The sequence below is a fragment of the Stenotrophomonas sp. 116085_Sma genome, assembly GCF_056479585.1.
Genome location: NZ_CM151057.1, coordinates 1,310,278 through 1,324,231 on the forward strand (window position 1 = coordinate 1,310,278; position 13,954 = coordinate 1,324,231).

The 13,954-nt window shown below is 66.2% G+C and carries 12 protein-coding genes; 8 read left to right on the top strand and 4 right to left on the bottom strand.

The window, feature by feature from the left end:
- The first annotated feature begins 67 nt into the window (after positions 1–67).
- From ACZK0Z_RS06080 to ACZK0Z_RS06095, 4 genes are all read left to right on the top strand, one after another.
- Positions 68–1,264: a sensor histidine kinase gene (locus ACZK0Z_RS06080; protein ID WP_197619893.1), complete on the top strand. Its 1,197-nt coding sequence runs from the start codon at positions 68–70 to the stop codon at positions 1,262–1,264.
- Positions 1,264–1,905 carry a response regulator gene (locus ACZK0Z_RS06085; RefSeq protein ID WP_005408537.1) on the top strand — a complete coding sequence of 214 codons (642 nt, stop codon included), beginning with the start codon at positions 1,264–1,266 and terminating at the stop codon, positions 1,903–1,905. Before ACZK0Z_RS06080 ends, ACZK0Z_RS06085 begins: the two co-directional genes overlap by 1 nt.
- A gap of 234 nt (positions 1,906–2,139) precedes the next feature.
- Positions 2,140–3,213, top strand: coding sequence for a polyketide cyclase (locus tag ACZK0Z_RS06090; protein ID WP_049429977.1), 1,074 nt, complete (start codon positions 2,140–2,142; stop codon positions 3,211–3,213).
- 104 nt (positions 3,214–3,317) lie between these two features.
- Positions 3,318–3,689 carry a DUF423 domain-containing protein gene (locus ACZK0Z_RS06095; protein WP_019659313.1) on the top strand — a complete coding sequence of 124 codons (372 nt, stop codon included), beginning with the start codon at positions 3,318–3,320 and terminating at the stop codon, positions 3,687–3,689.
- Between the two features lie 559 nt (positions 3,690–4,248).
- Here ACZK0Z_RS06095 and ACZK0Z_RS06100 read toward each other — a convergent pair.
- The 3 genes from ACZK0Z_RS06100 to ACZK0Z_RS06110 all read right to left on the bottom strand — a co-directional run bounded on the left by ACZK0Z_RS06100 (position 4,249) and on the right by ACZK0Z_RS06110 (position 8,462).
- On the bottom strand, positions 4,249–5,898 hold the full coding sequence (locus ACZK0Z_RS06100) for a phosphoethanolamine transferase (protein WP_197632966.1): 1,650 nt from the start codon (positions 5,896–5,898) through the stop codon (positions 4,249–4,251).
- Positions 5,895–6,647 carry a phosphatase PAP2 family protein gene (locus ACZK0Z_RS06105; protein WP_049429975.1) on the bottom strand — a complete coding sequence of 251 codons (753 nt, stop codon included), beginning with the start codon at positions 6,645–6,647 and terminating at the stop codon, positions 5,895–5,897. The genes ACZK0Z_RS06100 and ACZK0Z_RS06105 overlap by 4 nt, the downstream gene beginning before the upstream one ends.
- Before the next feature lie 111 nt (positions 6,648–6,758).
- Positions 6,759–8,462, bottom strand: a complete 1,704-nt coding sequence (locus tag ACZK0Z_RS06110; RefSeq protein WP_049429974.1) for an ArnT family glycosyltransferase — start codon at positions 8,460–8,462, stop codon at positions 6,759–6,761.
- Between the two features lie 131 nt (positions 8,463–8,593).
- Here ACZK0Z_RS06110 and ACZK0Z_RS06115 point away from each other — a divergent pair, with 131 nt between their 5' ends.
- Together ACZK0Z_RS06115 and ACZK0Z_RS06120 are read left to right on the top strand one after the other, a co-directional pair.
- On the top strand, positions 8,594–9,307 hold the full coding sequence (locus ACZK0Z_RS06115; protein ID WP_111205303.1) for a response regulator transcription factor: 714 nt from the start codon (positions 8,594–8,596) through the stop codon (positions 9,305–9,307).
- Positions 9,294–10,580 carry a sensor histidine kinase gene (locus ACZK0Z_RS06120; RefSeq protein ID WP_197632964.1) on the top strand — a complete coding sequence of 429 codons (1,287 nt, stop codon included), beginning with the start codon at positions 9,294–9,296 and terminating at the stop codon, positions 10,578–10,580. The genes ACZK0Z_RS06115 and ACZK0Z_RS06120 overlap by 14 nt, the downstream gene beginning before the upstream one ends.
- Before the next feature lie 86 nt (positions 10,581–10,666).
- Here ACZK0Z_RS06120 and ACZK0Z_RS06125 read toward each other — a convergent pair whose 3' ends face one another.
- Positions 10,667–11,056 carry a VOC family protein gene (locus ACZK0Z_RS06125; protein ID WP_197632989.1) on the bottom strand — a complete coding sequence of 130 codons (390 nt, stop codon included), beginning with the start codon at positions 11,054–11,056 and terminating at the stop codon, positions 10,667–10,669.
- Positions 11,057–11,183: 127 nt separating this feature from the next.
- On the opposite strand from ACZK0Z_RS06125, the gene ACZK0Z_RS06130 reads away from it, so the two are divergent.
- Complete coding sequence (locus ACZK0Z_RS06130) at positions 11,184–12,434, top strand: DUF819 family protein (RefSeq protein WP_049429970.1); 1,251 nt, start codon at positions 11,184–11,186, stop codon at positions 12,432–12,434.
- A gap of 185 nt (positions 12,435–12,619) precedes the next feature.
- Entirely contained in the window at positions 12,620–13,750 is a 1,131-nt protein-coding gene (locus ACZK0Z_RS06135; protein ID WP_197632962.1) for a DUF3103 family protein, read from the top strand.
- The last annotated feature ends 204 nt before the right edge of the window (positions 13,751–13,954 follow it).

Consider the following 13,954-nt stretch of genomic DNA (forward strand, 5'->3'; position numbering starts at 1 on the left):
CAGGCGACCGCGGAGGCATGACTTCCGTGGGAGTGCGTGACGCAGGCCGGCCCCGTAGAGTGCTGGCATGTTGGGAGTCCTCAGCCATACCCGCGTCCTCCGCCTGGCCGGCCTGTTCACCTGGGTCATGGTCGGCCTGCCCCTGGCGTACTCGCAGTTCGAGAACCTGCACAGCCGCAGCGACATGGGCGGCTGGGCGATCCTGCTGTTCGTCGCCTACCTGTCCTTCGGTACGGCCTACTACTGGTTGACCCGCATCCTGCGCAGCGACAGCCACACCAGCTGGCTGGACCGCGGCCTGCTGTTGTTGCTGACAGCCTCGGCGCTGGGGGTCAGCTTCCTCAGCGGTTCGGGCCTGGGCAGCATCCTGATGATGGTGGCCGCCGGGGTCATTCCGTGGATGTTGTCGGTACGGCTGGGGGTGCTGTGGCTGCTGGTCAGCCAGTTGGCGGTCGCTCCGGTCTATTACATGCTGCTGCGCTTCCCGCTGTTCGAAGCGGTGATGCAGTCGCTGCTGTACGGCGGCTTCTCCATGTTCATCTTCGTGACCAGCCTGGTGGCGCGGCAGCAGACCGAGGCCCGCGACGAACAGCGTCGGCTCAATTCAGAGCTGCGTGCCACCCGCGCCCTGCTGGCCGAGAGTGCCCGCGTCAACGAGCGCACCCGTATCTCGCGCGAGCTGCATGACCTGCTGGGCCATCAACTGACCGCGCTGACCCTGAACCTGGAAGTGGCCGGGCACCTGGCCGAAGGGCAGGCGCTGGAGCATGTGAAGCGCTCCCACGCCCTGGCCAAACTGCTGCTGGGCAACGTGCGCGAGGTGGTCAGCCAGCTGCGCGAGACCGGCGCGATCGATCTGGCCGCGGCGCTGCGCCCGCTGACCGAGAACGTGCCTTCGCTGGACATCCAGCTGGACATCGAGGATCCGCTGAACGTGGAGGACCCGCAGCGGGCCCACGTGCTGCTGCGCTGCACCCAGGAGATCATCACCAACGCGGTGCGCCACGCCGGTGCCCGCCACCTGTGGATCAAGGTGTACCGTGAAGCCCCGGACCGTGTGGTGGTGGAGGCCCGCGACGACGGTGTCGGCGCGGACATGGTCAACGTGGGCAATGGCTTGCGCGGCATGCGCGAGCGCCTGCAACAATGTGGCGGCCAGCTGCAGATCGAGACCCGTCCCGGCGAAGGCTTCCGCCTGCGGGCGACGGTGCCGGCAACGGTGCTGGTGGCCGCCCTTACCAAGGTTCCTGAAGGAGTACGTTGATGATTCGCGTCTGCCTGGTTGATGACCAAACCCTGGTGCGGCAGGGAATCCGCTCCCTGCTGGCACTCGACGATGGCATCGAGGTGGTGGCCGAGGCCGGCGATGGCCGGCAGGCGGTGGAGCTGATCCCGCAGGTGCGCCCTGACGTGGTCCTGATGGACATGCGCATGCCGGTGATGTCCGGACTGGAAGCGCTGCAGGTGCTGTCGCGGCAGGAACAGCTGCCGCCGACCATCATCCTCACCACCTTCGACGACGATCAGCTGGTGCTGGCCGGCCTCAAGGCCGGTGCCAAGGGCTACCTGCTCAAGGATGTGACCCTGGCACAGCTGGTTGGTGCCATCCGTACCGTGGCCGAAGGCGGTTCGCTGGTGCAGCCGGCGGTCACCCAGCGCCTGTTGTCGGGCCTGGAGCACATGCGCAACGAGTTCGTCAGCCTGGACCGCCCGGACCCGCTGACCGACCGCGAGACCGAGATCCTGCGGCTGATGGCCAGCGGTTTCTCCAACAAGGAGATCGCCAACTCGCTGGGCGTAGCGGAGGGAACCATCAAGAACCACGTGTCCAACATCCTCTCCAAGCTGGGTGTGCGCGACCGTACGCGCGCGGTACTGAAGGCGTTCGAACTCCAGCTGGTCTGAGGAAAACCGTTTCGGTACAAAGACTTGGGTGGTAGCTGGGGGTTCCGGCCAAGGTTGCCCCCTACTTGCCGGGTAGCGGTATGCGTTACCCTTCGAATTCTTTGTCCATACAAATACGCAGCCGGCAGGGAAACCGGTGCGCCAATCCCGATAAACAATGCCCGCGAAGCCTGCTAGGATTGGCGCTTCGCTTCAATCAACCCGGCCGTGGGATCGGCCCCGGAGACTCTCTGAATGACCCGTATTATCGAGTTCCTGATCGCCTTGGGGATCGTGGCTGGCCTGTTCGTCATCATTGGCGTATGTCTGCCGGGCGAGCGTCACATCACCGAAAGCATCGAGACCAACCGCAAGATGACGATCGTGTACGACACGGTCAGCAGCCTGCGCCGCTTCAAGGACTGGAACCCGCTGGTACTGCGCGATCCCGCCGTTGAACTGAAGCTGTCCGGCCCGGCCTCCGGCAAGGGCGCCACCCTCGACTTCACCTCCAAGGATCTGGGCACCGGTTCCTGGAAGATCACCGACGCCGAAGAGAACAAGCGCGTTGCGATCGCCATCGAAGACGGCACCAAGGGTCACGACAAGGTCACCACCTTCACCCTGGAGCCGACCGGCAAGGGCGGCCGTAACGTCAAGATCACCCAGGACTACTCGGTGAAGTACGGCTTCGACCTGTTCGGCCGTTACGCCGGCCTGTATGTCAGCCGCCAGATCGGCGACGACATCAAGATGGGTCTGTCGCGCATGGCCAACATGCTCGCCAGCGTGCCGAACGTCGACTACCGCACCCCGGAAGCGCCGCTGACCGATCTGGCCATCGTCGATGTGCCGGCCGAGGACCTGCTGGTCGTCAACGCCGGTAACGTGGATCGCGGTCAGGACACGATCACCAAGTCCATCAAGGACAACCAGGAATGGATCAAGCGCGTGATGGAGGCCAATGGCCTTGAAGCCGCCGGTCCGTTCCGCATCATCACCACCGACTTCGGTCAGGAGAAGTACGCCTTCGACATCGCCCAGCCGGTGAAGAAGAAGGGTGCCGAAGGCGCTGCTGCTGAAGCCCTGACCGTCAAGATCGACGGTGGCGCTCCGGTCAAGTACGTGCACGTCGCTCCGCACCGCTCGGCACATGCGGCCTACACCGGCCACATGGCGGGTCTGGACGTGGCCCGCAACGGCCTGCGCGCCTGGGCTGTGACGGCGGGCAACGAAGTGATCGACCGTCCGTATGAATCCTGGAAGGACGGCATCGACAAGTCGTTCACCCCGGAAGGTACCTACGACATCTACTGGGCCGTCAAGTAAGCCTCGGCTGACCCATGTAATGTTGGACACGAAAACGCGCCGCTCACTGCGGCGCGTTTTTTTTCATCTGGCGCCCGGCAAGGGGCGCTGCGCAAGGAGCCCTCATGTTCAACCTGGAACGTCGCGCACGTAAGCCTTCCCTGCTAGCCTGTCTCGGCGCGCTGCTGGCGGCCGCCTCGATCGGCCTGTCCGCCTACGCATCGCACGGTGTGGCCGACCCGCTGGCGCAGCAGCATCTGAACATGGCGGCGCTGTACGCGTTCGCACATGGTGCGGTGCTGGTGGCGCTCGGGCCGCGCGCGCAGGGCGCGATCGCGCATCTGGCGCTGTACGTGCTGCTGCTGGGCGTGCTGCTGTTCTCCGGCAGCCTGGTGGGTGGCGCGCTGTGGCAGTGGCCGACGCGGATGGCACCGATCGGTGGCACCAGCATGATGGCCGGATGGGTGTTGCTGGCGATCAATGCGTTGAGGCGGTAACGGTAGCAGGGCCTTTGCTTCGATCCATGACAATGCGATCGTGAGGGTTCACGGGCGTTACTTTTCCTTTCGCGCGAAAAGAAAAGCAACCAAAGGAAACGCGCCGCCGGCCGCGAGCCGGTGCTGCGCACCGGTCCCCTGTGCTCCTGTGCCCGTCGAGGGACGGTGCGGAGAGCAGCCGAGCATGGCTCGGCGCTAGAGAATCGCAGGCACCTCTTCGCCCTCGCCGGACCTGCGGTGCTCGGCTCGCTTGAAGGCGGACCCAACAGCCGCGCGCTGATCCGTTGCAGGGTCTCGGAGTGAAGCGACCCGCTCTTGCCTTTGTTCTGTTGTTCCATCCCGGGGCGGACGCGCGCGGAAACTCTCCGTGGCCGGGCGGGTGGGTTGCGCAGGTGCGTAAGCGCCACGGATGGCGCGCCCGGGCCTACAAGGACGTATTTACGGCGTCCCCTGCCACCGGACCCCCCCCGCCATCCCACGGAATGCACGCTGTTGCTGTTGTCGTTGCGTCGGCCGTTGCCTCTGCAGGTGCAGGGCTGCAAGCCCTGCCAAACAAGCCTCAACTCTCGCAGTTGGCGAACAGGTCGCGGTCGCGCTCGTACAGCGAGGTCTTCACCTGCATCAGGCCCAGCACCGACGGGAACAAATTGTCATGGTCGGTATAGGCCGCCGACCGCTTGCGCACGCACTGCAGGTCCAGCCCGCGGCTGCTGGCGAAGCCCGGCGAGAACCACATCGTCATCGGAACGCGGGTCTGCTCGGCCGGGGCGATCGCATACGGCACGCCGTGCAGGAACAGGCCCTTCTCGCCCAGCGATTCGCCATGGTCGGACAGGTAGATCATCGCCGTGTCGTAATCCTCCATGCCCTGCAGCGTGCCGATGGTCTTGCTCAGGAAATGATCGGTGTACAGCACGGCATTGTCGTAGCTGTTGGTGATCTCTTCGCGCGAGCAGCGGCCGATGTCACGGGTGTCGCAGGTTGGCTTGAAGCGGGCGAAGGCGGCCGGGTAGCGCTCGAAATACGCGGGGCCGTGGTTGCCAAGCTGATGCAGCACCACCACCCGGTCGCCGGGTTTGGCCCGCACCTGGGTGGCCAGGTCCTGCAGCAGGATCTCGTCCATGCAGCGGCCATCGGCACACAGCCCCGGTGTGGTCGCATCGGACAGCGACTGGAACTCCAGGCCTTCGCACACACCCTTGCAGCCGGACTGGTTGTCACGCCACAGCGGTGCGATGCCTGCACGGTTCAGTACGTGCAGCAGCGACTGGTGCGCGCGTATTTTCTTTTCGTCGTAGTCGTGGCGCCCCCACGGCGAGAACAGGCACGGCAGCGACACTTCGGTGCTGGTGCCGCAGGAGTGCATGTCGGGGAAGTTGATCACCGGCGCCTGGGCCAGTTCCGGGGTGGTGTTGCGGCCACCGTTGAGGCCCCAGTTCTGCGCGCGCACGGTCTCGCCCATGACGATCACCAGCAGGCGAGGCTTGCTGGCCGCACCGCGCGGCGTAGCCTTGGCATCGGTGCCGATCGGCAGCTTCGGCGCGCGCTGCACCGGGTTGTCGCCACGCAATGCACGCGGCAGGCCCAGCAGCACATTTGCAGGCGTAGCGAGGTAACGCACTTCGCGCTGGTTGCGCATCAGTGCCGAGACATCCTGGAACGAGATCAACGCACCGCCCACGGCGGTCACTGCCGCCACCACCAGGAAGCCGACGCGCCAGAGCAGGCTGCGGCCCCAGCTGCGCCGGCGCAGCTGCACACGCCACAGCACCACCATCGGCAGCACTGCCAGCAACAGCACCGGCCACAGCAGCGACACGGTCATCAACTCGCGGCTTTCCTTGGGGTCGGTCGCCAGCACGTTGCGCAGCATGTCCGCATCCAGGTAGATGTGGTAGCGGCTCATGTAGTGCGCGGCGAATGCGGTCACCAGCAGCAACAGGCTGATCACCACCTTGGCATTCCAGCGCCAGACCAGGATGCCCAGCAGTACGCCGTGTGCACCCAGCAGCAACAGCAGCAGCGAAAGCCCGTAGCGCAGGCTGCCCGGATGGCTGGCCATTGCGCTGTGCCAGAACAGGCCGTTGCCGGCCACCGCGAAGAACAGGCTGGTCAGCGCGATCAGTGCTTCGGTGGAAAGCTGCGGCCGCCAGTGGCGAAGACCCGCAAGGGCGGGGAGGCGGGCGGGGCGTTGGACCGATGCACTCATGCGTTTGCCTCCTGGCGGTTGGGACGGTCCAGCTGACGGCGGATCAGAACATACAGGCCCAGCGAAAGCAGCCAACATATCAACGCAGTGGCAACGTCATGCGAAAGGAAATGGGCGCCCCGCAGCTGCTGGCTGATGCCGAACACCAGGCCGGTGCCGAGGCCGATCCACAGCCCGGCCCAGCGCCAGGACGGGCGCCACAGCAGCGCGAAGAAGTACAGGCAGAGCCACGCGTAGCCTGCGCTGGCATGCCCCGCCGGGAAGCAGGCTTGCGCGGCCATGCCTGCGGGGCGCGCCGTGAAAAGCCCGATGAAAGGCTGGTGGCCGCCGTAGCGGAGCAGGTCCCACGGGCATTCCATCGGTACCAGCGACTTCAGCAGGGAGATCACGCCGGTGCCCAGCGCCATGGCAATCACGACATAAAGCAGCGCCCATTGCAGGGTGCGATCACGTCCTTTGCGCCAGTGGTGGAAGCACAGCAGGATCACGACCAGCGCCGCTGCCGTGCTCAGCCATTTGCCGGCCTTGTGCACGACGCTGCGGGTGATCCAGGCGTCCTGCAACGCCCAGTGGCCGCCTTCAAGGCGAAACAGATGATCGGCCACCCATTGATCGCCGCCGAAGCCCATCAGCAGCGTAAACAACGGCAGACCGATTGCGACAGGCAGCCAGAGGTGAATTACGGCAAATCGAGACGCCAGTGGCGATGTCGCAAGCGGCGCTACCGAATCAAGGGGACGGACGGGCATGCTGGGAAGGGGCGGTTCGGGAATCCGCGGTCATGCTCGTCACCTGGATGTCGGAGAAGGGTCGGACGCTCGTTCGTGCCGGGTTAATGTTCGTCCTGCACGTGTCAACGTTCAGTCTTCTTCGGCGGTCGATCCTGTCCGCTCGGCGTGGCATTCCGGGTTCCAAGCGGTACCGGGAAGCAGTTGCCAACGGTTCCTGTTGGCAACACCGATGTCGATCACCTTGGCCGGATCCACGCAGGGGCTCATCGCGTCGTCCAGCACCAGCAGCCAGCGCTTGTCTGGCGCCTCGGCCAGCCACGGGCCGGCGTCATGCCATTGCTCGGCCCAGGGGCGCTTGAAGCCGAACTCGCGTACCGGGCGGTCGGCCTGCAGCAGGTTCTGTTCGCGCCAGGCCACCAGCGCCAGTTCGGCGTCTGGTCCGATCCGCGCGCCGACCCGGCGCATCAGCGCCGACGCCGAGGCGTAGGGGTCCAGCGCCGGGATCAGCACCAGGCCGTAGAGCATCCACAGCATGCCGTGGGTCAGCAGCACCAGCGTTGCCGCGCGGCGTACCCGCAGCCACACGATCAGCGTGGCCAGGGCAATGGCAAAGGTCAGCAGGCCATCCCCCAGCACTGGCAGCAGGGTGTCGGGCATCGCCCGGCGTTCCAGCTGGGCTACCGCCCAGGGGTGTTCGGTCATCAGCATCACGCCCAGCGTGCCGGTGGCCAGCATCAGCACCACGCTGTAGCCGAACAGGTAGCGGCGCACGCACAGCCGCCGCAACAGGCCGGGCAGCAGCGGTGCCACGGCCAGCGCCATGGCCGGCAGCATCGGCAGCAGGTACACCTCGCGCTTGCCCGGGCTGGCGCTGAAGAACACCAGCACCAGCACGGCCCAGCCCAGCAGCAGCCACTGGCGGCGGTCGCCTCGGCGGATACGGCGCCACCAGGGCTTGAACAGCATCGGCAGCAGCAGGCTGCCCGGCAGCCACAGGGTCAGGATCACCTGCAGGTAGTACCAGGCGGGCTGCCGGTGGTGCCAGGCATTGGCGTAACGGGTACCGGTCTGCTTGAACAACAGCTCATGCGCGTAGGCCTGCAGTTCGGCCGTGGGCGTGTGCAGCAGGGCCCAGCCCAGCGGCGCCAGCCACACCCCTACCCCCAGCAGGAAGGCCGGGATCAGCCACAGCAGGGTGGCCGGATGCGGGCCTTCCACCGTGTACCCCCGGCGACGCTGGTACAGCCACCAGCCAAACCAGGGCAGCACCATCAGCAGCGGCAGGAAGCCCACGCCCTTGGTCACGGTACCCACGCCGGCGGCAAAGCCGGCCAGCCACAGGGCGGGCAGATTGCGGCGTTCGCACAGGTGGCGCATCAGGCCCCACAGGGCCACGGTGGTCATGCCCACCAGCACCATGTCGATCTGCGCGCGCTTGGCCATCAGCCCGAACTGCAGGGTGCAGAACAGCGCCGCCAGGGCGTAGATGGAATGCCGTGGCGACCACAGCCGCCGTGCCAGGTCCGACACCAGCCACAGGCTGAGCAGGGCGCCCAGCAACGACGGCAGCAGGAACGACCACTGCCAGCTGCCGACGATCTCGTAGGCGGCCGCCTGCAGCCACATGAAGACCGGCGGCTTCTCCGCATACAGCTCCACGCCGCGGTGCGGCAGCAGCCATTGTCCGCTCTCGACCATGGTCCTCGCCGCCAGCACGAAGCGCGGCTCGTCCGGCGGCTGCGGTTGCCGAAGGCCGATCCCCGCTGCCAGCGCAGCAATGATCAGCAGCCACAACAGGGGCAGGCGCCAACGGCGGGGCAGGGCTACGGGCACGGCAGGCTCCGGGAGCAAAACGGCCATTCTGAGGTGGCAGGGGTGGGAAAAGCGTCAGAGCGGCGCCGGGGCGACCGCATTCCGACATGTGCGGCGCTACCATGGTACGAACTTCCGTGGATGTTTCGTGCATGCGTCTGTTGGTGATCGAGGACAACCGCCAGCTGGTGGCCAACCTGTTCGACTATTTCGAGTCGCGCGGGCACGTGCTCGACGTGGCGCCGGATGGCATCACCGGACTGCACCTGGCCGGAAGCCATCCATATGACGCGGTCATCCTGGACTGGATGCTGCCGCGCATGGAGGGCCCGGAGGTGCTGCGCCGGCTGCGCACCGAGCATGCATCGGAAGTGCCGGTGATCATGCTGACCGCGCGTGACGAGCTGCCGGACAAGATTGCCGGCTTCCGTGCCGGCGCCGACGACTACCTGACCAAGCCGTTCGCGCTGCCGGAACTGGAGGTGCGGCTGGAAGCGCTGCTGCTGCGCGCGCAGGGCCGCAACCCGCGCAAGCGCCTGCAGGTGGGCGACCTGGTGCTGGATCTGGCCACCCTGGAAGCCCAGCGCGGCAACCAGGTGCTGCACCTGTACCCGGCCTGCCGCAAACTGCTGGAGGTGTTGATGCGCGCCAGCCCGGGCGCGGTCACCCGCCAGCAGCTGGAATTCGCCCTGTGGGGCGACGAACCGCCGGATGGCGATCTGCTGCGTTCGCATGTCTACGAACTGCGCCGCAGCGTCGATGGTCCGTTCGCCGAGAAACTGATCCATACCCTGCCGCGGGTGGGCTACCGGCTGGCGGTGACCACCGCCAGCGATGCGAGCAAGGATGGCGATGAAGGCGCGTAAGCCGGGGCCGCTGTACCGGCGCGTGGTGTGGTGGTTGCTGGGCTATCTGGCGCTGCTGTCGATCGCGGTGTTCAGCGTCGGCAACTATGTGCATGAACATGCCGAGCATGCCGCCTGGCGCGCACTGCTCAATTCCGAACTGGACAGCATCGTCGAGCACGTCGAGCACGAGCCGCATTACCGCTGGCAGGATTCGGACACGCTCAGCCTGTACCGCTTCGATGCGGTCAACCTGCCCCAGGGCCTGCGCACATTGCATCCGGGGCTGCATGACGGCGTGATGGTCAAGGGGCGTGAGACGGCGGTGATGGTGCGCGAAACCGAGTCGATGGGCCGGGTCGCGCTGGTTCTGGACATCTCCGACTTCCATGACCTGGAACAGTTCGCCACGCGCTGGGTGATGCTGGCCGGGGTGATCATGATCTTCGTCACCGTGCTGATGGCGTCGTTCGGCATGGAACGCATGGTGCGTCCGTTGAGCCTGCTGGCGCAGCACATCGCCGCGCTGCGGCCGGGCGTTCAGGGCCAGCGCGTCGAGGTCGATCCGCGTGGCAGCTCGGAGCTGCACACCATCGCCGATGCGCTGAACGACTATCTGGACCGCAACGAGCAGTTCGTCGAACGCGAGCGGGTCTTCATCAGCACCGCCAGCCATGAACTGCGCACGCCGATCGCGGTGATGACCGGCGCTGCCGAGCTGGCGCTGGAGCAGCCGGGGCTGCCCGAGCGTGCACGTCAGCAGATGCAGCGCGTGCTGCGCACCGCGCAGAGCGTGGAGCAGCTGATCGAACTGTTGCTGGTGCTGGCCCGTGATCCGGCGCGCCTGGCCGCGCGCGCCGAGCGCATCGCGCTGGACCAGCTGTTGCCGGAAATCGTTGACGACCATCGTCACCTGCTCGGCGACAAGGACCTGAGCATCGGCATCCAGGCTGCGCCGGTGGACATCGTCGCGCCGCTGGCCGTTGTGCAGGCGGCGATCGGCAACCTGCTGCGCAATGCCATCGAGAACAGTGGGCGCGGCCATATCGAACTGCGGCTGAGTTCGTCGGCGGTGTTGACCCTGCAGGATCCGGGGCATGGCATGAGCCCGGAGGAGATTGCGGCGATCCACGCGCGCATGGCCCGTGGTGAACGCGCGGACCGTGGCGGCGGCATCGGCCTGGATCTGATCGCACGACTGTGTGAACACCTGGGCTGGACCCTGCAGCTGCATCCCTGTGACCCGCGCGGAACGCGCGCCACGCTCGATTTCAGCGCCTCACGTCCGGCCTGAACCGGCCGTCCTGCGGGATGCCAACCTCGGTTGGCATGCCGTCCATCGACCAAGGTCGACGCCTACCCACGCAATGGCTGTCCGCATCAACGCCCGTTTGGCCGCGCCACGTGCTGGTCGATCAGGATCACATTGCCATCAGGATCGGCCAGCTGCAGATAGCCGGTGCCCTGCCCATCAGGGTCGGTGCGCACCGCCAGTTCGATGCCCTTCGCATCCAGTTCCGCCTGTAGCTCGCGCACGTCCTGGAAGTGGGGCAGTTCCTGCTTGTGCTGGTCCCAGCCCGGGTTGAAGGTGAGCAGGTTGCCTTCGAACATGCCCTGGAACAGGCCGATGACAATGCCGTTGTTGCGCATCACCAGCCAGTTCTGCGCCGGCTCGCCGCCGGTCACCGAGAAGCCCAGTGCTTCGTAGAAGGTGCGGGAGGCCGACAGGTCCCGGACCGAGAGGCTGACGGAGAAGGCGCCGAGCTGCATGGGAGAGGTTCCGGCAAAGGGCAGCCGGCACTGCAGCATGACCCGGCGTGAAGACAATGTTAATCTGCGGATGCGCCGCTTTATGCGGCGCTTTTTTTTCCCGCTCTTTCGATCGACAGAGGATCCCATGCCGACCGAACCCGCTACTGCCCTGATCAGCAACGACATCGTTGGCCTGGGCCTGATTGCCGCCACCCTGGCCCTGATCTTCTGGGCTGCCAGTGGCCCGACCCCTCTGCTGAAGAAGATCTTCGCCTGGGTGCCGGCGCTGCTGCTGTGCTACTTCATCCCCGCCATCTACAACACCGCCGGTGTCATCGATGGCCACAACACCTCGCTGTACAACCCGGTTGCACGCGACGTGCTGCTGCCGGCCGCGCTGGTGCTGCTGACCCTGTCGATCGACCTGAAAGGGGTCATCAAGCTCGGGCCGAAGCTGCTGCTCGTGTTCTGCGCCGGTACCGCCGGCATCATGCTCGGCGCCATCGTCTCGTTCCAGCTGATGAAGCTGATCCACCCGGAAACCGTGGCCGGTGATACCTGGGCCGGCATGGCCGCATTGGCAGGCAGCTGGATCGGTGGCGGCGCCAACATGGTCGCCATGCGCGAGGTGTTCGGCACCGATGCCACCACCTTCGGCCAGTTCGCGGTGGTCGACGTGGCCTGCGCCAGCCTCTGGATGGCCATCCTGTTGTTCCTGGCCAACCGCGCACAGCAGATCGACACCCGCAACGGTGCCGATACCCGTGCCATCGACGAGATGAAGGCGCGCATCAGTGCCTACGAGGCGCAGAACGCACGCATTCCGAGCATGACCGACCTGATGGTGATCGTCGGCGTGGCACTGGGCGGTGTCGGCCTGGCCCACGCCATCGCTGCGCCGCTGTCCGGCTGGTTCAAGGCCAACGTCAGCTGGGCAAGCCAGTTCAGCCTGGACAGCCAGTTCGTGTGGGTGATCCTGCTGTCCACCGCGATGGGCCTGGGCCTGAGCTTCACCCGCGCGCGGCGGCTGGAAGCGGCCGGTGCGTCGCGGCTGGGCACAGTGTTCCTGTACTTCCTGATCGCCTGCATCGGCATGCAGATGAACCTGCTGTCGCTGCTGGATCGGCCGTGGCTGTTCCTGCTCGGCGCGATCTGGATGGCCACGCACGTGCTGGTGCTGTGGGTGGTGGCCAAGCTGCTGCGCGCGCCGTTGTTCTTCTTTGCCATCGGTTCGCAGGGCAACATCGGTGCGGCGGCGTCGGCACCGGTGGTGGCGGCGGCGTTCCACCCGACGCTGGCGCCGGTGGGCGTGCTGCTCGGCACGGTGGGCTATGCCACCGGCACCGGGCTGGCCTATGTCACTGGCTTGATCCTGAAGTGGATGGCCAACGGCTGAGTCCGGGCCTCCGTGGGATCGCATTCCCGTATGGAGCCGAGCCCATGCTCGGCTCTTTTTTTGCCGGCCGCAGGTGGAACTGTGCAGTACATACCGGCACGCATGGTGTCAGCGTCGTAGCGTAGGCAGCACCTGTCGCTCATCCGCAGCGACGTTGCCGGGGGGCTGGAATGACGCAACGACAGATGATTCGCGGGGTTGCAGTACTGGCGCTGCTGCTGGCCAGTGCGGGGGCAACTGCACAAGGTGCTGCAACTGCGCGTGGCGCCCAGGTTCAGGCCGTGACCGAGGCGAGCGCGCGCGAGGTGGCTTCGCTGATCACGCAACCGGGCTTTGCCGAGATCGTGCGCGGCACGCTGGTGGCATCGCCCGAGCATGCCGTGGCCCTGGATGCGGTGATGGAGCGCTTTGACCCGGATGTTCGTACCCGGGCCAGTGCCGCCTTGGCCAGCAACGATCAACGGTTGCGCCAGGCCAAGGGATTGTCGGAGCAGGGTGAGGGCCTGCTGCAGCTGCGCGCCTATGTTCCTGAGGGCCAGTCGCTGGCGGACACCGCTCCGCAACAGCTGTGGGTGGCCAGCCTGCCGCGCGGCAATGACCGGGACTGGACCACCTTGACCGCCTACGACGCGCAGGGCCGCGCGCATGTGCTGGATGCGAAGCGTGCGCCGTCATTTCCGGTGCTGATCGTCGATATCGATACCCGCCGTTCGGTGCAGGAGGGCATGGCGCTGGTCAACGCCGGGTTGCGCGCACGGGGCCTGCAGTCACCCGAGCGCATCCAGCTGTCGGCCGATGGCGCGCGCGCGTCGCTGGATATCACCCGTCTCGACCGCATCCGCCTGGCCGATGACCAGGAGCCGTGGGCATTGGGCGCGGCCGAGGTGTTCGCAGTGGTGTCCGGGCTGCAGGTCGGCAAGGCCGAGCCGGAAATGGCTACGGTCGACATGCCCTACCTGGACTATGACAAGACCGACTACACCCCCCGGCAGGCGCTGATCCTGTGGGGCAACTACCGCTTCAACGCGGCCAATGTCCAGCTGTTCGAGGATGACGGCGACACCAACTACCAGGACCTGTTGGTGGCGCTGAGCAACGGTGTGAAGGCGGCACTGGGCGCGTTTGCGCCGGAGTATTCGGTGATCGCCGATATCGCAGGTGCGATTCTGAAGGCGATGCCAACGTCGTGGTTCTCCAACGACATCGATTACGTGGACAGCTTCTACCTGGTACAGCGTGGCCAGGCGTACACCGATCGCATGGGCGCGGCGAACAACGCCAGGGTCACGCTGACGCCGATCACACTGGTGGAGTAGGCCAGCAGGGCTTGCAGCCCTGCACCCGCTCAGTGCAACGGCAACAGCAACGGCTACAGCGGGCATTCCGTGGGATGGCGGGGTGGGTCCGGCTGCGGGGGACGCCGTAAATACGTCCATGTAGGCTCGGTCGCGCCATCCATGGCGCTCACGCCCCCGCAACCGGACCCACCCCGCCTTCGACAGGTTCACGCGGCTGTGGGT

What these genes read in the sequence shown, in the direction of transcription:
- ACZK0Z_RS06135 (WP_197632962.1), top strand. Translation starts at nt 12,620, where the DNA reads ATGATTCGCGGGGTTGCAGTACTGGCGCTGCTGCTGGCCAGTGCGGGG.
- ACZK0Z_RS06115 (WP_111205303.1), top strand. Translation starts at nt 8,594, where the DNA reads ATGCGTCTGTTGGTGATCGAGGACAACCGCCAGCTGGTGGCCAACCTG.
- ACZK0Z_RS06090 (WP_049429977.1), top strand. Translation starts at nt 2,140, where the DNA reads ATGACCCGTATTATCGAGTTCCTGATCGCCTTGGGGATCGTGGCTGGC.
- ACZK0Z_RS06085 (WP_005408537.1), top strand. Translation starts at nt 1,264, where the DNA reads ATGATTCGCGTCTGCCTGGTTGATGACCAAACCCTGGTGCGGCAGGGA.
- ACZK0Z_RS06105 (WP_049429975.1), bottom strand. Translation starts at nt 6,647, where the DNA reads ATGCCCGTCCGTCCCCTTGATTCGGTAGCGCCGCTTGCGACATCGCCA.
- ACZK0Z_RS06120 (WP_197632964.1), top strand. Translation starts at nt 9,294, where the DNA reads ATGAAGGCGCGTAAGCCGGGGCCGCTGTACCGGCGCGTGGTGTGGTGG.
- ACZK0Z_RS06095 (WP_019659313.1), top strand. Translation starts at nt 3,318, where the DNA reads ATGTTCAACCTGGAACGTCGCGCACGTAAGCCTTCCCTGCTAGCCTGT.
- ACZK0Z_RS06100 (WP_197632966.1), bottom strand. Translation starts at nt 5,898, where the DNA reads ATGAGTGCATCGGTCCAACGCCCCGCCCGCCTCCCCGCCCTTGCGGGT.
- ACZK0Z_RS06125 (WP_197632989.1), bottom strand. Translation starts at nt 11,056, where the DNA reads ATGCAGCTCGGCGCCTTCTCCGTCAGCCTCTCGGTCCGGGACCTGTCG.
- ACZK0Z_RS06130 (WP_049429970.1), top strand. Translation starts at nt 11,184, where the DNA reads ATGCCGACCGAACCCGCTACTGCCCTGATCAGCAACGACATCGTTGGC.
- ACZK0Z_RS06080 (WP_197619893.1), top strand. Translation starts at nt 68, where the DNA reads ATGTTGGGAGTCCTCAGCCATACCCGCGTCCTCCGCCTGGCCGGCCTG.